This is a genomic window from uncultured Paracoccus sp., from assembly GCF_937873615.1.
In the GTDB taxonomy this organism is placed as follows: Bacteria; Pseudomonadota; Alphaproteobacteria; order Rhodobacterales; family Rhodobacteraceae; genus Paracoccus.
The window spans coordinates 105,675-125,674 of the sequence record NZ_CALMYP010000068.1 but is presented as its reverse complement, the minus strand read 5'-3'; the positions used below and the strand labels follow the sequence as shown (position 1 = coordinate 125,674).

Genomic DNA, 20,000 nt, shown 5'->3' with positions numbered 1-20,000 from the left:
GGCCGCGCCAAAGGCGGCGGCCCGCGAGATCTACGGAGATGGTCCGGTTAGGGATCGAAGATCCGTCCGTCCCAGCCAGGGTTTCTAACCCTCAGGTTTGCCCTTAGGCCGCGGCCCCCCTGACTGTCCCAACACCTCTCTCCAATATCACTCTCGACACTGGACCACCTCCTTTCAATATGTTGCCACGTAAGGGAAGCGTGCCACAGCTTGTGGATAAGTCAACTCAAAATACTGCCGGCTGACGCAAGATATTGCGGACAATGATGCGGAAGGGCACCAATGCCAGCAAAGCGAGCAGCATTTTCATTATCCAGTCTGCCGTCGCCAGCGATGCCCAGACCGGCGCATCCGGCCCGAAACCGATCAGCGGGACCAGTTCATTCGCCCAGGACACGTTGTCGGCAGGGTCGATGAAGCTGAACTGGCTGGCGAAGGCGATCGAGAAGAACAGCGCCGTATCCAGCGCCGAGCCGAAGAAGGACGACAGCAGCGGCGCCTTCCACCAGCCGCCATTGGCGCGCAAGGCGTTGAAGACGGTGATGTCCAGCAATTGCGCCAGCAGGAAGGCCGTGCCCGAGGCAATGGCGATTCGCAGCGTCGTCTTGTCCATGCCTGCGGCAATCAACGAGCAGGCAACGCCGATGACAAAGCCCGCCAGCACGACGCGCCGCGCCGCCGCAGGCCCATAGACGCGGTTCATCACATCCGTGACCAGGAAGGCGAAAGGATAGGTGATCGCCCCCCAGGTCAGCCAGGCGCCGAGCTGATATTGGACGAGGATATTCGAGGCCACGACAATGATGGCCATGGCGATAACGCCGGGAAGAAAGCGGGTCATTTGATTTTCCGTTTTACAAGGTAGCGGAACAACTCGGCCCCGATCATCGGGACGGGGCGGCGATAGGACAGGGGCAGGCCCGAGTCAATGCCGCTTTGCGCTTTGTCGAGCCGGAAAGGCGGCAATAGACGGATTCTCCCTGCTCTGACAGAAAGGGGTTTGGGCAGGGTCTGCACCAATGCCGAGCCGAAAAGCCGCCCCATCCGGTCTGGACGCTTGCTTTGTTAGTTTTTATCCACAATTGTCGGTGTATCCATTAGAGATACTGCATGAATGAATCCCGCATCCTCGCCGGCCTGCCCGTCTTTCGCGCCGTGGCGACGCTCGGCAGTTTCAGCATTGCCGCGGGCCGGCTGGGGGTGACGCCTTCGGCGGTGTCGCAGGCCATCCGGGCGCTGGAAGATCAACTCGGCGTGCAGCTGATCACGCGCACCAGCCGCTCGATGCGCCTGACCGAAGCGGGAACCCGGCTGCTGGCCGAGATCGACGCGCCGCTTGCGCGGCTGAGCGAGGCCATGCAGGGCGTGCGTGACCCGGGCGGGCAGGTCGAAGGGCCGCTGCGCATCGCCCTGTCCTCGCTGGCAGCCGAGACCTGCATCCGGCCGAAACTGCCCGGCTTCATGGAAGCCTTTCCGGCGATCCGGCTGGACCTGTCCGGCGAGGATCGCGTCACGGATATTGTCAAAGGCGGCCATGACGCCGGGATCGGCCTGCGGGATGCACCGGACGGCGATATGGTCTCGGTCCCGATCGGGCCGCCCTTGCAACGCTGCCTGCTGGCCAGCCCGAATTATCTGGCCCGCCACGGCCAGCCCGACCGGCCCGAGGCGCTGATGGCGCATCGGCTGGCACGGTATCGCTTGCCCGGCCGCGCGCGACCGGAACCGCTGAGCTTCCTGCGCGGCGCAGAACGGCTGGAGTTGGACCTGCCGGCGGCACTGGTGCTGGACGATCTGGCAACGCTCGAGACAGTCCTGCGGGCCGGCCGCGTCATCGCGCAAAGCTTTCTTCCGCTGGAAGCCGGGGCCATCCGCAATGGCGAGTTGGTCGAGTTGCTGGCGGAATACCGCCCGTCACCGCTGCAATTCCACCTTTCCTACCCGGCACGGATGCGAATGACGGCGCGGCTCAGGGCGTTTCTGAACTGGTTTGCCCCCAACACCCCGCCCGTGCAGGACGACCGGTCAGTTTAACACGCGGTATTCAACCAGCTCGGTCCGCTGCACGGCCAGGAAATTATCGTCCGAGACCATGGTCAGGCGAATGCCGATCCCATCGCTCCAGGCGGAAATGCCTTCGAGATTGTCATATTGCAGGGTCGAGCTTTCCAGCAGCACTTCCTCATCCGACAAACCGTCATCGCCCATGACGAAGCGGCGCACCCGCGACTGGAAGCCCAGAAGCCCGCGGAAATGACGTTCCAGCAGGTAAAGCCGCCCGTCGGGGCCGATATCGGCACCCACCGCCTGCCATTTGGACGAGCCCGGCAAGCGGAAAGGCTGATCCCATTTGCCCCCGCGATAGCGCCAGACCGGGAAGCTGTCGGCACCTTCGCCGATCAGCTCGGGGATGGTGAAAAGGCTGCCCTCGGCATCGACGGCAAGGGCTTCCAGCCCGCGATTGATCGGCAGTTTCTCGAAAGCGTCAGGCACCGGCAGGCGGGTCGCGGGCCGGTCGGGATCGGCATAATAGGCGACGCGGTCCAGGCCTTCGAAACTGACCCAGAAGCCGCCATCGGGGGCCGTGGCCAGCCCCTCGCTGTCGCCCAGCCAACCGGGCTCAAGCATCTGGCCCTTGCTGTCCTGCAGGCGCGCGCGGCCCGACATCGCCAGGCCGCGAATGCGCCCGGCGGCATCGCGTTCGACCTCGCCCCAGCGGATCTGGGCGCGGTCCGAAAGGATATGGAAGCGACTGCCATCTTCGCTGATCTCGATGGCGGAAAAGCCGCCGAAATCGGCTTCCGGCAGCGACCAGACATAGGTTCCCACATATTCGACACTGGCCTTGCCGAATGCCGGCAGGGCCAATGTCGACAGCAGGACGCCGAAGATCAGCGAGCGGTGGCGACAGCCTGGCATTGACGCGGCATCTCGCTCAGCCGGAAGCTGCGGGGGTGGCGGTAATTCGGGTTCGGCTTGCCCTTGGGCCGGGTCGAGGGTCTGGCGCGATAGGCCAGTTCCTGCCTTGCCGCACCGCAGCCATTGTCATTGCCGGACAGCGCCGCAACCGGCGAGGCCGGGTTCGAACAGCTTGGGCTACCGGCCGGGCAGTTCAGCCGGACATGGAAATGGTAATCGTGGTTCGGCGTCGGGCGCAGCTTCTGCAACCAGGCGCCACGGTTGCGATTGGCATCGCACATCGCCACCTTGATCGCCGCATCGAGGAAGATACGGTCGACGCGCGGGTCCATCGCCGCCGACTGGATGATCGCGGCATGAGAAGAAGACCAGTTGCCGTTCACGCTCAGCCCATTCTTCGAGACCACGCTGATCGAGGAGATATTCTCGCGCTGCGACCGCGACAGGTTCAGCGAGGAGGGCGGCAGCATCCAGATATCGACATCAAGGCCAAGCTGGTGACTGGCGTGGCCCGATATCATCGGGCCGCCGCGCATCTGGCTCATGTCGCCGACATAAAGCCCGCGCCAACCCATCTTGGTGGCCGCCTGCGACAGGCCCATGACAAACTTGACCATCTCGGGATGGGCCCAGTTGCGGTTGCGCGACAGGCGCATGGCCTGCCAGGTCGGCCCGGTCTCGGGCAGTTGCACGGCGCCGGATACACAGCCCTTGGAATAGCTGCCGATGGCAACGGGGGCGCCGCCGGTCGGGCCGGGCTCGTTGCCGAACACATCTTTCGCCAAGGGGTCGGCCATGGCGGGCATGGCCAGGCCGGCAATCGCGGCCACGGTCAGGATGAATTTGCGGATCACTGCTCTGCCTCTCCATTCTTGTTGACCCAATGTAACAGGAATAGCGCCAGAAGGAACATCACGATCAGCGGAGAGATGCCGATCCTCTGGCTGCCGCTGATCTCGGTCACGCGGGCGATGGAGAAGGGGGCAAGGAAGGCCGTGGCCTTGCCGGAGAGCGCATAAAGTCCGAAAATCTCGGTCGCGCGTTCTTCCGACGTATGGCGCACGGTCAGCGTCCGCGATGCCGCCTGCATGGCGCCCCCGGCCCCGCCGATCAGCGCCCCGCAGAAGAAGAAGACCACGTCCGGCAGCTTTGAGCCGGGGCCGAGCGGGATGCCGAAGATGCTGTCGCGATCCATCCCGATCACGATCACGCAAACCAGCGTCAGCATCAGGATCGCGGCGATGACGACTGGCTTCGGACCATGGCGCCGGTCGGCCTTGCCGCCCAGCCAGGAAATCGCCGCCGCCGAGATCACGCTGACGATGCCGAAGGCGCCCGACATCAGCACCGACCAGCCCAGCACCGTGCCGGCATAGACCCCGCCGAACAGATAAAGCCCGTTCAGCGCATCGCGCGACAGCATGGACGATATAAGCCAGCTGAGCAGGCTGCCCCGGCTTGGCAGGCTGGCCAGCAGTCGGCCAAGCTCGCCCATCGCCGCGCGCAGGCGCAGCGGACGGCCCTGCCCCGGTGCCTCGCGCACCCAGAGCGCGAAGGGAACCATGAAAAGAACATACCAGATCGCGGTGAAGGGGCCGACGAAGCGCGTCCCTTCGCGCAGCGCCGGGTCCAGCCCGAAGATCGGCGCAATGCCGGCCATGGTGGTGCCGGTCTGACCTTCGGCGAAGAACAGCAGCATGATCGCCAGTGCCACCAGCCCACCAAGGTAGCCGAAGGCGAAGCCCGATCCCGAGATGCGACCGACCTCCTCCTTGGGGGCAAGGCCGGGCAGAAGCGCATTGGTGAAGATCGTCGCCATCTCGATCCCGACAAGGCCGAGGCCGAAGAAAAACACCGCCTGCCAAAGGTTCGGATCGGTCGGCGTCAGCCACCACAGGCCCGAAGCACCGATCACGATCAGCCCCGAGAAGAACCAGACCCAGGGCAACCGGCGCCCGGTCGAATCCGCGACCGCCCCAAGGACCGGCGCAAGAAGGGCGATGCAGACCCCGCCGATCGCCAGCCCGTCCCCCCAGAGCGCCTGCGCCTGCACCCCCGCCTGGGTGGCGTCGAGACCCCGAGAGATGAACTCGCGCTTGGCGACCTCGGAATAGTAGATCGAGAAAATGAACGAGACCAGCAACGTGTGGTAAGGCTGGCCAGCCCAGTCGAAAAACCACCAGCCCCAGATGCGTTTGCGATTCAAGGTCGTTCCAGCCTGTCCCATGCTTCCCTGCGATAAGGCCGGACTGGTGCCTGATTGGCAACTGTCTTTTCGTCGCAAAGCCTTGATCTGTCCGAAATTCAGCCCTGCGCGTCCAGTGCGGCGCGCGCATCCTCGGGGATATGCGGCGGCCAGGGACGCAGCGCATCGGCCTCGATCCAGCCCTGCACCCAACCGGGCAGCGCCGGGGATTGCGGATCGGTACCCATCGCCGCACAGACCTCCTCGGGCGGGACGATCCCTTTCGGACCGGTGCAGGCCATGCGCAGCAGCATGTGGTTGCAGCACTCGCCATTTCGCCACATCGACTGCTCGATATAGAAGAAGCGATGATCCCAGCCGATCATCCGCGACAGCATGGTAAAACGGTTGAAGGCGCGGATGCGGCGGCGATAGCGCGTGGTATTGCCGGCGACCGTGATCCCCCAGCCGGTCTGGCGCAGAACCGCGCTCAGCCCGGTGCGCATCGCCAGCGGCAGCCGGCCCAGATCGTAAAGCGTCAGCGTGCGGCCGTTGTTCAGCTCGATCCACGGGTCCAGATCCCACGGCCAGCAGCGATGGGTCGAGACATGGGTCTCCAGCGGCCCCAACTTCGGCGCATTCCGGAACTTGAGCACTTCCTTGGCAAAGCGGATCAGCGGATACATCGGCGCACCTCCTGTTGCGGTGGGGGTAACAGCGCGACCCGCGGTGTCAACTCGGACGTTGCGCAAGCTTGCACGCCAGCCCCCTCTGGCTTAGTGCAGGGCAGGAATTCTGCGCGGAGTATGAGCGATGGCGATGAATGGAACGCCGCGCGTCGGCCTGGTCGGCTGGCGGGGCATGGTAGGATCGGTCCTGATGGACCGCATGGCGGCCGAAGGCGACTTCGCGCTGATCGAGCCGGTGTTCTTCTCGACTTCCAATGCCGGCGGCAAGGCCCCGATGGGCGACGAACCGCTGGCCGATGCCTTTGACCTTCAGGCGCTGAAATCCTGCGACATCGTCCTGACCTGTCAGGGCGGGGATTACACCTCCGAGGTCTTCGCGAAGCTGCGCGCCGAGGGCTGGAACGGCCACTGGATCGACGCGGCGTCGACCCTGCGCATGGAAAAAGACGCGCTGATCGTGCTCGATCCGGTGAACCGCCCGGTGATCGATGACGCCATGGCCGCCGGCAACCGCAACTGGATCGGCGGCAACTGCACCGTCTCCTGCATGCTGATGGGCGTGGGCGCGCTGTACAAGGCCGGGCTGGTCGAATGGATGTCGACCCAGACCTATCAGGCGGCCTCGGGCGGCGGCGCCAAGCACATGCGAGAGCTGCTGACCCAGTATGGCAGCCTGAATGCCGAGGTCCGCGATCTGCTCGACGATCCGAAATCGGCGATCCTTGAGATCGACCGCAAGGTGCTGGCCCGCCAGAAGGCAATGCAGGGTACCGAGGAATCGGCGCAGTTCGGCGCCGTGCTGGGCGGCAGCCTGATCCCCTGGATCGACAAGGATCTGGGCGACGGCATGTCCAAGGAAGAATGGAAGGGCATGGCCGAGACCAACAAGATCCTCGGCCTCGGCCCCGATGCGCTCGTCGGCTCGAACGCCGCCGCGATCCCGGTTGATGGCTTCTGCATCCGCATCGGCGCCATGCGCTGCCACAGCCAGGCGCTGACCTTCAAGCTGAAGCGTGACCTGCCGGTGGACGAGATCGAGGCGATGATCGCCGAGGATAACGACTGGGTGAAGGTGGTCCCGAACGAGAAGGAAGCCTCGATGCGCGACCTGACCCCGGTCGCGGTCACCGGCACGCTGAACATCCCGGTCGGGCGCATCCGCAAGCTGGCCATGGGGCCGGACCATATCGGCGCCTTCACCGTCGGCGACCAGCTTCTGTGGGGCGCGGCCGAGCCGCTGCGCCGCATGATGCGCATCCTGATCGAGGGCTGATCCATGACCACGCTTTTCCAGGCCATCATGCTGATCCTGAACGTCGTCTGGTTCGTGATGATCGCCCATATCATCATGTCCTGGCTGATCAATTTCCAGGTGCTGAACCTGCGCCAGCCGTTGGTCTATCAGCTCTGGGACGGGCTCAACCGCATGCTGGAGCCGCTTTACGGCCCGATCCGCCGCATCCTGCCCAATACCGGCGGGCTGGATCTGGCACCACTGGTGGTCTTCATCATCATCATCGTCATCCGCCAGGGCCTGGCGAATAACGCGGGCTTCTTCTACGGTTACTGATGTCCAGCGATCTTCTGCGACAGGTCTGGGGCTTCGACGGCTTCCGCCCCGGCCAGCAGGATATCGTCGAGGCCGTCGCGGCGGGCCGCGACGTGTTGGCGATCATGCCGACGGGCGGCGGCAAATCGCTGTGCTACCAGCTTCCGGCGCTGATGCGCGAGGGCGTGACGGTGGTCATCTCGCCTTTGATCGCGCTGATGCGCGATCAGGTCCGGGCGCTGCGAGAGGCCGGGGTGGCGGCAGGCGCGCTGACCTCGGGCAATACCGAGGCCGAGACTGACGAGATCTTCGCGGCCCTGCGCGAAGGCGCGCTGAAGATCCTCTACATGGCGCCGGAACGGCTGGCCTCGGGCGGGACGCTGCCGCTTCTGCGCCGGGCGGGCGTCACCGCAATCGCCGTGGACGAGGCGCATTGCGTCAGCCAGTGGGGCCATGATTTCCGCCCCGATTACCTGCGCATCGGCGATCTGAAACGCGCGCTCGACGTGCCGCTTTCGGCCTTTACCGCCACTGCCGATGCCGAAACCCGCGCCGAAATCGTCACTCGCCTGTTCGAGGGCCGCGAACCCGTCACCTTCCTGCGCGGGTTTGATCGCCCGAATATCCACCTGGCGTTCCAGCCCAAGGACGGGCCGCGCCGGCAGATCATGGATTTCGTCGCCGCCCGCCCGGGCCAGTCCGGCATCGTCTATTGCGGCAGCCGCGCCAAGACCGAAACCCTTGCCGCCGCGCTCAACGCCGCCGGCCATCCGGCGCTGCACTACCACGGCGGCATGGACCCCGAGGCGCGGCGCGAGGCCGAGGCCCGTTTCCAGCGCGAGGACGGGCTGATTGTCGCGGCCACCGTCGCCTTCGGCATGGGCATCGACAAGCCCGATATCCGCTGGGTCGCCCATGCCGACCTGCCCAAATCCATCGAGGCCTATTATCAGGAAATCGGCCGCGCCGGCCGCGACGGGCTGCCGGCCGAGACCCTGACCCTCTACGGCCCCGACGATATCAGGATGCGCCGCGCCCAGGTCGATGAAGGGCTGGCGGACAATGACCGCAAGGATGCCGACCACGCGCGCCTGAACGCGCTTCTCGGTCTGGCCGAGGCGACCTCGTGCCGGCGGGTGATGCTGCTCGGCTATTTCGGCGATCAGGCCGGGCCTTGCGGCAATTGCGACCTCTGCGACACGCCGCCGGCCACCTTCGACGCGACGAAGCCCGTGCAGATGGCGCTTTCGGCCATGCTGCGCAGCGGCGAGTGGTTCGGGGCCGGGCATATCATCGACATCCTGACCGCCAATCCGACCGAAAAGATCCGCGAACGCGGCCATGACCGACTGCCCACTTACGGCGTCGGCAAGGGCTGGTCCAAGCCGCAATGGCAGGCGATCATCCGCCAGATGATGGGCCGCGATCTCTGCCGCCCCGACCCGGCCCGCCACGGCGCGCTGCATATCACCGGGGACGCCCATCCGATCCTGCGCGGCGAGGTGCAGGTGACCCTGCGCGAGGACAGCATCAAGCGCGCCAAGCCCGCCTTCGCCCCGAAGATGCAGGTCACCGAGGAAGACGCGCCACTGTTTTCCGCGCTCAAGGCCAAGCGCCGGGCATTGGCCGAGGCCGCCCGTGTGCCCGCCTATGTCATCTTCCCCGACCGCACGCTTCAGGAAATGGCCGAACGCCGCCCGCAGACGCTGGACGACATGGCCCGCATCAACGGCGTCGGCGCGAAGAAGCTGGACAGCTATGGCGACGCCTTCCTGTCGGTCATCGCCGGCGACACCGCGCCCATGCACCCCGCCCGCCGCGCGCTGGCGGGCCGCGAGGCCGGCGCGCTGTTCGATAGGCTGGCCGAGACACAGATGCGGCTGGCCCGAGGGGAGGATGGGACCGGAAAACCGCTCAGCTGCTCGACCAGCCAGCTGAAACGTATCGCGGAAACCCGCCCGGCGAACCGCGACGCACTGTCGCGGATCCTCGACGAGACAAGGCTGGAGCGTTTCGCCACCGCCTTTCTCGATCAGATCGCCGCCGGCTGACCCTTTGCGCCGGCCCAGCCATGGGCTAGGCTGAGGGCATTCTCAAACAGAAGGAAGCGCATCATGGCACTTGGTGAAGGCGACAAACTGCCCGCGGGCAAACTGCTGCAAATGACCGAAAACGGCCCGGCCGAGGTCGATCTGGCCGATTACGCCAAAGGCCGCGTGGCGATCTTCGCGCTGCCCGGCGCCTATACCGGCACCTGCACCACCGCGCATGTGCCAAGCTTCATCCGCACCGCCGACCAGTTCCGCGCCAAGGGCGTCGACCGGATCGTCTGCATCAGCGTGAACGACCCCTTCGTGATGGGGGCCTGGGCGCAATCGACCGGCGCCGACAAGGCCGGGCTGACCTTCCTCGGCGATGCCGATGGCAGCTTCACCAAGGCCATGGGCATGGGCTTCGACGCCCCGCCGGCGGGCCTTCTGGGCCGCTCCAAGCGTTACGCCATGCTGGTCGAGGACGGCACCATCACCGCGATGAATGTCGAGGACTCGCCCGGCCAATGCGACATTTCCGGCGGCGAGGCGCTGCTGGAGCGCGCCTGAGCCCCTGAAGCCTGAGTGCCTAGACCGGGATCATGGTGCCTTGCAGCATGGCCACATGCTTGCGGGCACCGCCGGTCTCGGCAAAGACATCCGCGCCGACGACGACGATCCGGCGACCGGCGCGGATCACCCGGCCCTCGGCCACCAGCCGGTCGCCAAGCGCGGGCGACATCAGGTTGATCTTCATCTCGACCGTCATCACCTCGGCCCCCTCGGGCAGGGTGGTCAGCGCCGCGTAACCCGCCGCCGAATCGCCGATGGAAAAGGCCAGCCCCGCATGGCCCGCCCCCTGCTGCTGCAGGCTGGTGGGCAGGATCGGCGCGGTAATCACCACCCGCCCCGCCTCGACACTGAGAACTTCCGCCCCCAGCGTCCGCATCATGCTCTGCTTGCCGAAACTGTCGCGAATGCGCGTGTCGATATCGTTCATTTGGTGTTATCCGTCTTGATCAGGCCCGAGAAGCCGGCCACCGCTAACAGGGTCAACCCCCATCCCGCCGCGATATGCAGCCACAGATACAGCCGCGCCCACCGGCCAATCGGCTTGCTGTCATCGGGGATCCAGTAGGACTGCATCTCCATCGCGATCACCGGCAGCAGCGTATCGGCCGAATAGACCAATGCGTTAAAGCGCGGATAGGACGCGGCCTCTGGCTGGCGCAGGAAGCAGATTAGCTGGTCTTCACCCGGCCGCGCGCGCGATGTGTAAGGACCCCGCGCAGCCTCGGGAAGACCCGTCAGATCGGGGTTTTCCGCGCAAGCCACCCATTCCGGCGCGCGTTGTATCTGCGGCAGGTTGGGTTTGATTTCGCCGAAGCCGGCGGCGCGCGCAAAGATCATCGCACCAAGCCCGAGCGCCAGCAAAAGCCAGATCGCCGCCCGTCCCGGCCTGCGCCCGAAGGCCACCGACCATTCGAGCAGCCAATCCACAAACCGGGCCCACCACAGCCGCAGCCACGCGCTTACAACCTTGTCATTCTCCGGGCGAAAGCCCTTGCCCGCATCGCCCGCGTCCCGACCTGCCCGTGCGGCATCCAGCTGTCGCTGAAGCACCGCACGCCAGGCCTTGCGCTGCAACCGCTCCTTCTCGATCAGAACCTCGCGCGCATCGCTGCCATGCCCGGCCTCGCGCAGCGCGCGCGCGCATTCCTCATAGGGCTGCGGCCAGAAGTCATAGCCGTATTTCTTCGGCTTCATCCGTGACAGCCAGTCGATCCGCTCGCGACCTGACACGCCAAATCCCGTAAATGCACCATAGCGACAGCGATCCAAAACTAACTCGTCTGGCCAGCAAGCGGGGGCGTCATTGATCGTGCCAATTGTGGCAGCCGTCAGATCGATGGCGCCTTTGCTGAGCGCCCCGTCACGCCAGAAAAACGCCCCGGCAATCGTGGCCCCATCCGCAATTAGCGGCCTACCCGTCGCATTCAGCTTTACGGCCTCGCATTCCAGATTGCCACCAATCATCGCGCCGACAAGTAGTATCCCTCCCGCCGCTTCGACCTCACGGAGAAACACGCTGCCTTTGATATCGAGACGATCCGCTAACAGCGCATCACCCGTCCCAATCAGCTTTGCGCCGATGCATCCCAGATCGCCACCAATCGTCGCGCCGAGAAGCCGTATCTCTCCCGCCGCCTCGACTTTGCGCAGTAACACGTTGCCTTTGACAGTGAGGCCATCCGCCGACAGCGCATTATCGAGCGCGCTGCCGTTCAGGAAAAGGTTCTTGATCTGCGCATTTCGCAGCAAGATCTTGTTCGCAAACCGACAGGATAGCAAAGCCAGATCGCAGTCGATTGACGCGCCTTCAAGATCGAGTCCACGGTTTTCCCCCCGCGTGTCACCATCGCCGAGGATATAGGCACCCCGAATGCGCAAGCCCCGCTCGGGAAGCGCGCAGTCCTCAATCTTCTTCAGGATCAGCGCCCGGATCAGGCTGGCGCGGATATGCAAATCGGCCGGTGCGTCTTTGGGCGGAACGCCCTCGGATGCTTCAAAATCCCATGCCCCGCCGCCTTGCAGATGCGCGATCAGCCCCGCCTCTGCCTTCGTCAGATCACCGAAATCAGCAACCTTCATCCATCGCCCTCGAACAGCCCCGCCTGCTGCGGCGCTTTCGGTGCGTCCAGCCCCAGATGCCGCCAGCCCTTCGCCGCCAGCATCCGCCCGCGCGGCGTCCTTGCGATCAGGCCCTGCTGCAGCAGGTAAGGCTCGATCACCTCCTCGATCGCGTCGCGGCTTTCCGACAGCGCCGCCGAGATCGTCTCGACCCCGACCGGGCCGCCGCCGTAATTCTCGGCGATCAGGCCCAGATAGCGGCGGTCGGCACCGTCAAGGCCCAGATCGTCCACCCCCAGCCGGGTCAGCGCGCTGTCGGCAATGGCGCGCGAGATGCGGCCATCGCCCTCGACAAGCGCGAAATCCGCCACGCGGCGCAGCAGGCGCCCGGCGATACGCGGGGTGCCACGGGCGCGGCGGGCGATCTCTCGGGTGCCATCGGGATCGGAATCGTAGCCCATCAGCCGCGCCCCGCGACGGACGATCAGGTCCAGCTCCTCGACGGTATAGAATTGCAGCCGGGTCGGGATGCCGAAACGGTCGCGCAGGGGCGTCGTCAGCAGGCCGAGGCGGGTGGTGGCCCCGACCAGCGTGAAGGGCTGCAACTCGATCCGCACGGTCCGCGCGGCCGGGCCTTCGCCGATCATCAGGTCCAGCTCGAAATCCTCCATCGCCGGGTAAAGCACCTCCTCCACCGCCGGGTTCATGCGGTGGATCTCGTCGATGAACAGAACGTCGCGGGCTTCGAGGTTGGTCAGGATCGCGGCCAGATCCCCCGCCCGCGCCAGCACCGGGCCGGAGGTCATCTTGAAATTCACCCCCAGCTCGCGCGCCATGATCTGCGCCAGCGTGGTCTTGCCGAGGCCGGGGGGGCCGTGAAACAGCGTGTGATCCATCGCCTCGCCCCGTCGGCGGGCGCTTTCGATGAAGACCGAAAGATTGGCCCGCGCCTCGGCCTGACCGACGAATTCCGACAGCGCCTGCGGGCGCAGCGCACGGCCCGGCTCGTCCTCGGGCAGCGGATCGGGGCGAAGGGTCGGATCAGGGGCGGCCATGGGGCGTCTTCATCTTTCGCAAGGGCTATTCCTTCGGCGCCAATGACCGCAGCGCCGCCCGAATCAAGGCGGGCATGGCCGCCTCCGGTTCGGCTGCCGCCGCCTGCGCCACGGCGCTTGCCGCTTCCGAGGGGTTATAGCCCAGATTGGTCAGCGCCGACAGCGCCTCGGATTGCGCGGCGGCGGAAGCCGGCGGGGCTTTCGCCACCGGGGCCGGGGCCGCAGGCGCGGGCGTGTCGGTCTCGATGACCGGCGCGCCCGCATCCACCGTCAGCGCCCCGCCCATGGCCATGACCGAGGGGGCCTTGTCCTTCAGCTCCAGCACCACGCGCTGCGCCAGTTTCGGCCCGACGCCCGGCGCCTTCCTGACCGCCGACCAGTCGCCAAGCGCAATCGCCCGGCCCAGCCCTTCGGCCCCGAGCGTGCCCAGAACCGCCAGCGACGCCTTGGCCCCGATCCCCTGCACCGAGGTCAGAAGCTTGTGCCATTCCTTCTCCAGCAGGGTCGGGAAGCCGAAAAGCTGCAACAGGTCCTCGCGCACCAGAAGGTCGGTATAAAGCGCCAGCGCCTGACCCACGGGCGGCAGGCCGGCGGCGGTGCGTTCGCTGACATGGACGATGTAACCCACCCCGCGCACGTCGATCAGGACATGATCGGTGGCCCGGTGCAGGATCACGCCTGCGATACGGCCGATCATGCGCTGATCCTCCGCTGCTGCGGCTTGATGCGGATGGCCCGCGACTGCAGGTGATGGGCGTGACAGATGGCGATGGCGAGCGCATCGGCAGCATCGGCGCTGTCGAAGCTGACGCCGGGCAGTTGGTGGCGGACCATGTGCTGAACCTGTTCCTTGTCGGCATGACCGACGCCGACCACCGCCTTCTTGACCGCGTTCGGGGCGTATTCGCCGATCTCCAACCCGGCCTCGGCCGGTGCCAGAAGGGCGATGCCGCGCGCCTGACCCAGTTTCAGCGTGCCGACCGCGTCCTTGTTGACGAAGGTCTGTTCCACCGCCGCCGCCGTCGGTGCATGGGCAATGATGACCGCCGACAGCCCGCGATAAAGCCGCAGCAGGCGCTCGCCCAGCTCGCCCCTGTCAGAATGGATGACGCCATTGGCGATATGGCGCAGGCGCGGGCCGTCAAGCTCGATCACGCCCCAGCCCATGTTCTGCAAACCGGGATCGATACCCAGAACCCTCATGCCCTGCCCTCTTTGCCTGCTTTTCCCGAAACCTAGCACGAAACGCGAACATCGGGAAAGAGTCCTTTTGTCCCCCGCTTCCAAGCCGGGGCTTGCTTGACACTGCCCCCCCGTTCCTTGACAAAAAAGGAAAAAGACAACGAGGAGGACAGATGTCGCCAGCCCTGATCGCAGTGCTGCCCTTTTTGGGCGCCCTTCTGCCGGGATTGCTGATCCGCTCGGGGCGCAATGTCGCGGCATCCGCCTGCGCCACCGCGACCGCGCTGGCACTGATCGGCCTTTGCCTGCATATCCCGACCGTGATGGCCGGCGGTGTCGTCACCGCCGATATCACCTGGCTGCCGCAGATCGGGCTGAATGCCAGCTTCCGAATCGACGGGCTGAGCCTTCTGTTCGGGATCCTGATCCTCGGGATCGGGCTGCTGATCATCCTCTATGCGCGTTACTATCTGTCCAAGGAAGACCCGGTCGGGCAGTTCTACACCTATCTGATGCTGTTTCAGGGCGCGATGGTCGGCATCGTGCTGTCGGATAACATCCTGCTGCTGCTGATCTTCTGGGAGCTGACCTCGCTGTCGTCCTTCCTGCTGATCGGTTACTGGAAGCACCTGCCCGAGGGCCGGCAAGGCGCGCGCATGGCGCTGACCGTCACCGGCATGGGCGGCCTTGCGATGATCGCGGGGATGCTGATCCTCGGCAATATCGCCGGCAGCTACAATATCGGCGAGATCCTGCAGGCGAAGGAGGCGATCCAGGCCTCGCCCTATTACCTGCCGGCGCTGCTGCTGATCCTTTGCGGGGCGTTCACCAAATCGGCACAATTCCCCTTCCATTTCTGGCTGCCGCACGCCATGGCCGCGCCGACGCCGGTCTCGGCCTATCTGCACAGCGCCACCATGGTGAAGGCGGGTCTGTTCCTGATGGCGCGGCTGTGGCCGGTGCTGTCGGGCACGCCGGAATGGTTCTATATCGTCGCCACCACCGGTCTTCTGACCATGCTGATCGGCGCGGTGATCGCGCTGTTCAAGGACGACCTGAAGGCGATCCTCGCCTTCTCGACGGTCAGCCATCTGGGCATGGTCACCATGCTGCTGGGGCTGGGGACCGAGGCCGGGGCGATTGCCGCCGTCTTCCATATCATCAACCACGCCACCTTCAAGGCGGCGCTCTTCATGACCGCCGGCATCGTCGATCACGAGGCCGGCACGCGCTCGGTCCGCTTGCTCGGCGGGTTGCGCAAGCTGATGCCGATCACCTTCACCATCGGCACCATCGCGGCGCTGTCCATGGCCGGGATCCCGCCGCTGAACGGCTTCATGTCGAAAGAGATGATGCTGGAAGAAGTCGCCCATACCGTCTGGGGCGGCTATGCGAACCTGTTCCTGATCGTGGCCGCCGTGGCCGCGACCTTCTCGGTCGGGTATTCCTTCCGCTTCATCGTGCAGGTCTTCCTGGGGCCAGAGCGCAGGGAATACCCCCATCATCCGCATGATCCCGGCCCCGGCCTGTGGTTGAGTCCGGCCTTCCTGATCGTGCTGGTGGTGCTGATCGGGCTGATGCCGATGACCATGGTCGGCTGGCTGGTGACGGCCTCGGCCGATGCGGTGACAGGGCTGCATACCCATCCGCATCTGGCGCTGTGGCATGGCGTCAATACGGCGCTGATTACCTCGGGCATCGCCACGCTTGGCGGTGCGCTGCTGGTCTTTTTCCACAGGCCGCTGCAGGAGCTGTGGGACGACGCCCCCCGGCCAGAGGCCAAGTCCATCTTCGACGCCATCATCCGCCGTGCCGCGCGTTGGTCACAGGTTACCAATGACATGCTGCATGACGGCAGGCTGGCGCGCGGCGCCAGCATGATGGCGATCACCATCGTCATGGCCGGCACCTTCGCCTGGGCCACCGGCGCCACTAGCCCGATGAGCCGAGAGATGCTGCCGATCGAGCCGGTCGCCCTGATCGGTTTCGTCCTGCTGATCGTGGCCACCGGCTGCATGGTGGCCTTCCATCGCAACCGCCTGCTGGCCCTGGTGCTGATCGGAATCGTCGGGCTGATCGTTTCCTGCGGGTTTATCTACGTCTCGGCGCCGGACCTTGCCCTGACCCAGATCTCGGTCGAGGTGGCGACAGTGATGCTGATGCTGCTGGCGCTGAACTTCCTGCCCAAGCGCACCTGGGTCGAGACGGGCAACCTGCGTCGCGGTGCCGATGCACTGATCGCAACGGCGGTCGGTCTGGGTTTCGGTGGCCTCGCCTATGCGATCATGCGCAGCGATTTCGCGTTTGAGACGATCTCGAAATATCACCTGGAAAACAGCCACTCGCTCGGCGGCGGCGACAATGTCGTCAACGTCATTCTGGTGGACTTCCGGGGCTATGATACGTTCGGCGAGATCACCGTGCTGGGCATCGCCGCCCTGGTCATCTATGCCATGACCGAGACCCTGCTGAAGGGCAAATCCTCGCGCCGGCTGGCCAATTGGCGCCGCGATCAGCGCCGGGCCGGCGACCGTCACCCGCTGCTGCTGGTGGTGGCGACGCGGCTGATCCTGCCGATCTCGCTGACCGTGGGCCTGTTCATCTTCCTGCGCGGCCACAACCAGCCCGGCGGCGGTTTCATCGCCGGTCTGATCGTCGCCATCTCGCTGCTGATGCAATACATGGCCTCGGGCTTCGCCTGGGCGCAGGAGCGTCAGCGCGTTCCCTTCCACGCCATGATCGGTGCCGGCGTCGTCGTCGCCGCCGCGACCGGGATCGGTGCCTGGTTGTGGGGTCTGCCGTTCCTGACCTCGAATTACGGCTATGTGAAACTGCCATTCCTGGAGGAGTTCGAGCTTGCCACGGCCATGGCCTTCGATCTCGGCGTGTTCCTTTGTGTGCTGGGCGCGGTGATGCTGGCGCTGAACTCGCTGTCGCGCATCTCTCGCCGCGCCGGAGAGCCGGTGAACGTCGAGCCGATGGATATCGACCCGTCGCGGGACGATGAACCCGCGGGCGAGCCTGCACATGGGGGGGCGGTCTGATGGAAGCACTCGTCGCAATTGCCATCGGCGCCATGACGGCGGCCGGCATCTATCTGGTGCTGCGCCTGCGCACCTTCCCGACCGTGATCGGCATGACCATGCTGTCCTATGCGATCAACCTGTTTCTGGTCGCCACCGGTCGGCTGGCCATCGACAAGCCGCCGATCCTGCATGGCCACGCACCGCTGACCGATTACACCGACCCTCTGCCGCAGGCCCTGACCCTGACCGCCATCGTGATTTCCTTCGGGATGACGGCGGTCGTCGTGCTGCTGGCGCTCGGCGCCTATATCGAGGGCGGCGATGACTATATCGACATGCCCGATTCAGACCGGCGTGAAACCGGGGGCGACAGCGAATGAACCATTTCATCATTGCCCCCGTCGTCCTGCCGGCGCTGATCGGCGGCCTCATCATCCTCTGGATGCGACACGACATGCTGTTGCAGCGGGTCTTCTCGACCGCCGGATCGGCGATCCTGCTGGGGGTGGCGCTGTATCTGGCCTATTACGCCAGCAGCGGCGAGGTCTTCGTCTATCGCCTCGGCAACTGGCAGGCACCCTTCGGCATCGTGCTGATGCTGGACCGTCTGGCGGCGCTGATGCTGGTCCTGGCGGCCTTTCTGGCGCTGATCGTGCAGCTTTACGCCATAGGTTCCGGCTGGGACCGCAAGGGCTGGCATTTCCACGCGCTCTGGCAGTTCCAGATGATGGGGGTCATGGGCGCCTTCCTGACCGGGGACGCCTTCAACCTGTTCGTCTTCTTCGAGGTGCTGCTGATCGCCTCCTACGGTCTGATGATCCATGGCGGCGGCGGGCTGAGGCTGCGCGCCGGTGTGCAATACGTCATCATCAACCTGCTGGGTTCGACCCTGTTCCTGGCCGCGCTCGGCACGCTTTACGCGGTCACCGGCACGCTGAACATGGCCGATCTGGCGATCAAGGTGGCCGAGATGCCGGCGCAGGATACCGCGCTGCTGCGCACCGGCGCGGTTCTGCTGATGCTGGTCTTCGCCATCAAGGCCGCCCTCGTGCCGCTGCATTTCTGGCTGCCCTCGACCTATGCCAATGCGCCGGGTCCGGTCGCGGCGCTTTTCGCGATCATGTCGAAGGTCGGCATCTACGCCATCATCCGCTTCTATACGCTGGTTTTCCCCGGCGATTCGCTGGTCGAGCATCTGATCGCCGACATGCTGCTGCCGGCGGCGCTGATCACGCTGGTGATCGGCCAGATCGGGGTGCTGGGTGGCCGGCATCTTGGCCGGGTCGCGGCAATGTCGGCGGTTGCCTCGATCGGGACGCTGGTCATTGCCGTGTCGATGTTCACGCCGGCCTCGATCTCGGCGGCGCTTTATTACACCATCCATTCGACACTGTCGGCGGCGGCGCTGTTCCTGATCGCCGACATGGTCGCTGCCCGCCGCAATGGCGAGCTGTGGCTGACCCTGCGCCCGAAGATCCGCAACAGCGGGCTGATCGCGGCCATGTTCTTCATGACCGCCATCGCCATTGCCGGGATGCCGCCGCTGTCGGGCTTCATCGGCAAGCTGCTGATCCTCGATGTCACCCGCCCCGATGCCTGGTGGATCGGCATCTGGTCGACGATCCTGATCACCTCGCTTTTCGCCATCGTGGGCTTCGGCCGGGCCGGCTCGACCCTGTTCTGGCTGCCCTTCCAGCTGCAACGGATCGAGCAGCAGGCCAAGGCCGAAGGCAAACCCAGGCCCACCGGCCCGATCCCGCCCAAGCTGGAACCGGATGAGCATGTGCAGGACATCGGCGACGCGGTTTCGCCCGGCCTGACCTTCGTCGCCACCGGCGCGCTGCTGGCGGGTCTGGTGCTTCTGACCATCTTCGCCCGCCCGGCACTGAACATGACCGACGCCATTGCCGATCAGCTTTTCGATACGGCACCCTATGTCAACTCGGTCCTCATCGAGCAGGAGGGCGCGCGGCAATGAGACGGCTTTTCCCTCACCCTTACCTCTCGGTCCTGCTGGTCATCATCTGGCTTCTGCTGGTCAATGACTTCCGCTGGGGCTCGCTGGTCTTCGGGCTGATCCTGTCGATCCTGATCCCGGCCTTCATCGCGCCTTACTGGCCGCAACGCCCGACGCTCCGCTTCGGCTGGAAGCTGATCGCCTATTTCCTGCTGGTGATCTGGGATATCATCGTCGCCAATATCGAGGTGGCGAAGATCGTGCTGTTCAAGTCAAATCGCGACCTGAAGCCGGCCTGGATCGCGATTCCGCTGGAACTGCGCTCTCCCGAGGCGATCTCGGTCCTTGCCGGCACCATCACCCTGACGCCCGGCACGGTCAGTTGCGACCTGTCGGAATGCGGTCACGCGCTGCTGGTCCATTGCCTGCACGCACCCGACCCCGACAGCGTCGTGGTCGATATCAAGTCCCGCTACGAGGCACGCCTGATGGAGATCTTCTCATGATCGAATATGCGCTGCTTTTCGCCTTCGGCTGCTACGGTATCGCGCTGCTGTTCAACCTCTACCGGGTGGTGGTCGCGCCGGGCGTGCCAGACAGGATTCTGGCGCTGGATACGATGGCCATCAACATGATCGCCCTGCTGACGCTGTTCGGCATCCGTCAGGGCTCGGCCATGTATTTCGAGGCGACGCTGCTGTTCGCCATGGTCGGCTTCGTCTCGACGGTGGCCTATGCGAAATTCATGCTGCGCGGCAATATCATCGAGTAAGGGGA

At 65.3% G+C, this 20,000-nt stretch carries 21 protein-coding genes; 10 read left to right on the top strand and 11 right to left on the bottom strand.

All coding sequences use genetic code 11. The features are described 5' to 3' along the window. Positions 1-226 precede the first annotated feature (226 nt). Positions 227-841 carry a VUT family protein gene (locus Q0330_RS18455; RefSeq protein ID WP_299483105.1) on the bottom strand — a complete coding sequence of 205 codons (615 nt, stop codon included), beginning with the start codon at positions 839-841 and terminating at the stop codon, positions 227-229. Then, positions 838-1,044, bottom strand: a complete 207-nt coding sequence (locus tag Q0330_RS18450; RefSeq protein WP_299483102.1) for a hypothetical protein — start codon at positions 1,042-1,044, stop codon at positions 838-840. The genes Q0330_RS18455 and Q0330_RS18450 overlap by 4 nt, the downstream gene beginning before the upstream one ends. A 66-nt stretch (positions 1,045-1,110) precedes the next feature. Here Q0330_RS18450 and Q0330_RS18445 point away from each other — a divergent pair, with 66 nt between their 5' ends. Further along, positions 1,111-2,034: a LysR family transcriptional regulator gene (locus tag Q0330_RS18445; protein WP_299483099.1), complete on the top strand. Its 924-nt coding sequence runs from the start codon at positions 1,111-1,113 to the stop codon at positions 2,032-2,034. Here the strand turns inward: Q0330_RS18445 and Q0330_RS18440 are convergent. From Q0330_RS18440 to Q0330_RS18425, 4 genes are all read right to left on the bottom strand, one after another. After that, positions 2,026-2,919, bottom strand: coding sequence for an esterase-like activity of phytase family protein (locus Q0330_RS18440; RefSeq protein ID WP_299483096.1), 894 nt, complete (start codon positions 2,917-2,919; stop codon positions 2,026-2,028). The genes Q0330_RS18445 and Q0330_RS18440 overlap by 9 nt on opposite strands. After that, a complete protein-coding gene (gene mepA / locus Q0330_RS18435; protein WP_299483093.1) occupies positions 2,892-3,773 on the bottom strand; it encodes a penicillin-insensitive murein endopeptidase in 882 nt (293 codons plus the stop codon). The genes Q0330_RS18440 and mepA overlap by 28 nt, the downstream gene beginning before the upstream one ends. Further along, positions 3,770-5,146: an MFS transporter gene (locus Q0330_RS18430; RefSeq protein WP_299483090.1), complete on the bottom strand. Its 1,377-nt coding sequence runs from the start codon at positions 5,144-5,146 to the stop codon at positions 3,770-3,772. Before Q0330_RS18430 ends, mepA begins: the two co-directional genes overlap by 4 nt. A gap of 77 nt (positions 5,147-5,223) precedes the next feature. Continuing rightward, positions 5,224-5,790, bottom strand: a complete 567-nt coding sequence (locus Q0330_RS18425) for an acyl-CoA thioesterase (RefSeq protein ID WP_299483087.1) — start codon at positions 5,788-5,790, stop codon at positions 5,224-5,226. Between the two features lie 127 nt (positions 5,791-5,917). Here Q0330_RS18425 and asd point away from each other — a divergent pair, with 127 nt between their 5' ends. The 4 genes from asd (at position 5,918) to Q0330_RS18405 (ending at position 9,942) form a co-directional block, all read left to right on the top strand. Continuing rightward, complete coding sequence (gene asd, locus Q0330_RS18420; RefSeq protein ID WP_299483084.1) at positions 5,918-7,066, top strand: aspartate-semialdehyde dehydrogenase; 1,149 nt, start codon at positions 5,918-5,920, stop codon at positions 7,064-7,066. A 3-nt stretch (positions 7,067-7,069) separates the two neighbouring features. Further along, on the top strand, positions 7,070-7,363 hold the full coding sequence (locus Q0330_RS18415; RefSeq protein WP_299483080.1) for a YggT family protein: 294 nt from the start codon (positions 7,070-7,072) through the stop codon (positions 7,361-7,363). Then, positions 7,363-9,393, top strand: a complete 2,031-nt coding sequence (gene recQ / locus Q0330_RS18410) for a DNA helicase RecQ (RefSeq protein WP_299483077.1) — start codon at positions 7,363-7,365, stop codon at positions 9,391-9,393. The genes Q0330_RS18415 and recQ overlap by 1 nt, the downstream gene beginning before the upstream one ends. 63 nt (positions 9,394-9,456) lie before the next feature. Next, positions 9,457-9,942, top strand: a complete 486-nt coding sequence (locus tag Q0330_RS18405; protein WP_299483074.1) for a peroxiredoxin — start codon at positions 9,457-9,459, stop codon at positions 9,940-9,942. A gap of 19 nt (positions 9,943-9,961) precedes the next feature. On the opposite strand, the gene Q0330_RS18400 is transcribed toward Q0330_RS18405, so the two are convergent. The 5 genes from Q0330_RS18400 to ruvC are packed head-to-tail and all read right to left on the bottom strand — an operon-like array spanning position 9,962 to position 14,261. Further along, entirely contained in the window at positions 9,962-10,372 is a 411-nt protein-coding gene (locus Q0330_RS18400; protein ID WP_299483070.1) for a PaaI family thioesterase, read from the bottom strand. Next, positions 10,369-12,024: a hypothetical protein gene (locus tag Q0330_RS18395; protein ID WP_299483067.1), complete on the bottom strand. Its 1,656-nt coding sequence runs from the start codon at positions 12,022-12,024 to the stop codon at positions 10,369-10,371. The genes Q0330_RS18400 and Q0330_RS18395 overlap by 4 nt, the downstream gene beginning before the upstream one ends. Further along, a complete protein-coding gene (ruvB, locus tag Q0330_RS18390) occupies positions 12,021-13,058 on the bottom strand; it encodes a Holliday junction branch migration DNA helicase RuvB (RefSeq protein WP_299483064.1) in 1,038 nt (345 codons plus the stop codon). The genes Q0330_RS18395 and ruvB overlap by 4 nt, the downstream gene beginning before the upstream one ends. Before the next feature lie 25 nt (positions 13,059-13,083). Then, positions 13,084-13,755 (bottom strand): Holliday junction branch migration protein RuvA, encoded by a 672-nt coding sequence (gene ruvA / locus Q0330_RS18385; protein ID WP_299483061.1) that lies wholly within the window; start codon positions 13,753-13,755, stop codon positions 13,084-13,086. After that, on the bottom strand, positions 13,752-14,261 hold the full coding sequence (gene ruvC / locus Q0330_RS18380) for a crossover junction endodeoxyribonuclease RuvC (protein WP_299483058.1): 510 nt from the start codon (positions 14,259-14,261) through the stop codon (positions 13,752-13,754). The genes ruvA and ruvC overlap by 4 nt, the downstream gene beginning before the upstream one ends. A gap of 152 nt (positions 14,262-14,413) precedes the next feature. Between ruvC and Q0330_RS18375 the strand changes: the two genes are divergently transcribed. From Q0330_RS18375 to Q0330_RS18355, 5 genes are read left to right on the top strand one after another with little or no spacing between them, the layout of a single operon-like run. Then, a complete protein-coding gene (locus Q0330_RS18375; protein ID WP_299483054.1) occupies positions 14,414-17,284 on the top strand; it encodes a monovalent cation/H+ antiporter subunit A in 2,871 nt (956 codons plus the stop codon). Next, entirely contained in the window at positions 17,284-17,646 is a 363-nt protein-coding gene (locus Q0330_RS18370; RefSeq protein ID WP_299483051.1) for a Na+/H+ antiporter subunit C, read from the top strand. Before Q0330_RS18375 ends, Q0330_RS18370 begins: the two co-directional genes overlap by 1 nt. Then, positions 17,643-19,244, top strand: a complete 1,602-nt coding sequence (locus tag Q0330_RS18365) for a monovalent cation/H+ antiporter subunit D (protein WP_299483049.1) — start codon at positions 17,643-17,645, stop codon at positions 19,242-19,244. Before Q0330_RS18370 ends, Q0330_RS18365 begins: the two co-directional genes overlap by 4 nt. Continuing rightward, on the top strand, positions 19,241-19,729 hold the full coding sequence (locus tag Q0330_RS18360) for a Na+/H+ antiporter subunit E (RefSeq protein ID WP_299483046.1): 489 nt from the start codon (positions 19,241-19,243) through the stop codon (positions 19,727-19,729). The genes Q0330_RS18365 and Q0330_RS18360 overlap by 4 nt, the downstream gene beginning before the upstream one ends. Then, a complete protein-coding gene (locus Q0330_RS18355) occupies positions 19,726-19,995 on the top strand; it encodes a K+/H+ antiporter subunit F (RefSeq protein ID WP_299483043.1) in 270 nt (89 codons plus the stop codon). The genes Q0330_RS18360 and Q0330_RS18355 overlap by 4 nt, the downstream gene beginning before the upstream one ends. Positions 19,996-20,000 lie beyond the last annotated feature (5 nt).

Coding starts and splice junctions, on each gene's coding strand:
- Q0330_RS18455 (WP_299483105.1), bottom strand. CDS start 841: ATGACCCGCTTTCTTCCCGGCGTTATCGCCATGGCCATCATTGTCGTG.
- Q0330_RS18450 (WP_299483102.1), bottom strand. CDS start 1,044: ATGGGGCGGCTTTTCGGCTCGGCATTGGTGCAGACCCTGCCCAAACCC.
- Q0330_RS18445 (WP_299483099.1), top strand. CDS start 1,111: ATGAATGAATCCCGCATCCTCGCCGGCCTGCCCGTCTTTCGCGCCGTG.
- Q0330_RS18440 (WP_299483096.1), bottom strand. CDS start 2,919: ATGCCAGGCTGTCGCCACCGCTCGCTGATCTTCGGCGTCCTGCTGTCG.
- Q0330_RS18430 (WP_299483090.1), bottom strand. CDS start 5,146: ATGGGACAGGCTGGAACGACCTTGAATCGCAAACGCATCTGGGGCTGG.
- Q0330_RS18425 (WP_299483087.1), bottom strand. CDS start 5,790: ATGTATCCGCTGATCCGCTTTGCCAAGGAAGTGCTCAAGTTCCGGAAT.
- asd (WP_299483084.1), top strand. CDS start 5,918: ATGGCGATGAATGGAACGCCGCGCGTCGGCCTGGTCGGCTGGCGGGGC.
- Q0330_RS18415 (WP_299483080.1), top strand. CDS start 7,070: ATGACCACGCTTTTCCAGGCCATCATGCTGATCCTGAACGTCGTCTGG.
- recQ (WP_299483077.1), top strand. CDS start 7,363: ATGTCCAGCGATCTTCTGCGACAGGTCTGGGGCTTCGACGGCTTCCGC.
- Q0330_RS18405 (WP_299483074.1), top strand. CDS start 9,457: ATGGCACTTGGTGAAGGCGACAAACTGCCCGCGGGCAAACTGCTGCAA.
- Q0330_RS18400 (WP_299483070.1), bottom strand. CDS start 10,372: ATGAACGATATCGACACGCGCATTCGCGACAGTTTCGGCAAGCAGAGC.
- Q0330_RS18395 (WP_299483067.1), bottom strand. CDS start 12,024: ATGAAGGTTGCTGATTTCGGTGATCTGACGAAGGCAGAGGCGGGGCTG.
- ruvB (WP_299483064.1), bottom strand. CDS start 13,058: ATGGCCGCCCCTGATCCGACCCTTCGCCCCGATCCGCTGCCCGAGGAC.
- ruvA (WP_299483061.1), bottom strand. CDS start 13,755: ATGATCGGCCGTATCGCAGGCGTGATCCTGCACCGGGCCACCGATCAT.
- ruvC (WP_299483058.1), bottom strand. CDS start 14,261: ATGAGGGTTCTGGGTATCGATCCCGGTTTGCAGAACATGGGCTGGGGC.
- Q0330_RS18375 (WP_299483054.1), top strand. CDS start 14,414: ATGTCGCCAGCCCTGATCGCAGTGCTGCCCTTTTTGGGCGCCCTTCTG.
- Q0330_RS18370 (WP_299483051.1), top strand. CDS start 17,284: ATGGAAGCACTCGTCGCAATTGCCATCGGCGCCATGACGGCGGCCGGC.
- Q0330_RS18365 (WP_299483049.1), top strand. CDS start 17,643: ATGAACCATTTCATCATTGCCCCCGTCGTCCTGCCGGCGCTGATCGGC.
- Q0330_RS18360 (WP_299483046.1), top strand. CDS start 19,241: ATGAGACGGCTTTTCCCTCACCCTTACCTCTCGGTCCTGCTGGTCATC.
- Q0330_RS18355 (WP_299483043.1), top strand. CDS start 19,726: ATGATCGAATATGCGCTGCTTTTCGCCTTCGGCTGCTACGGTATCGCG.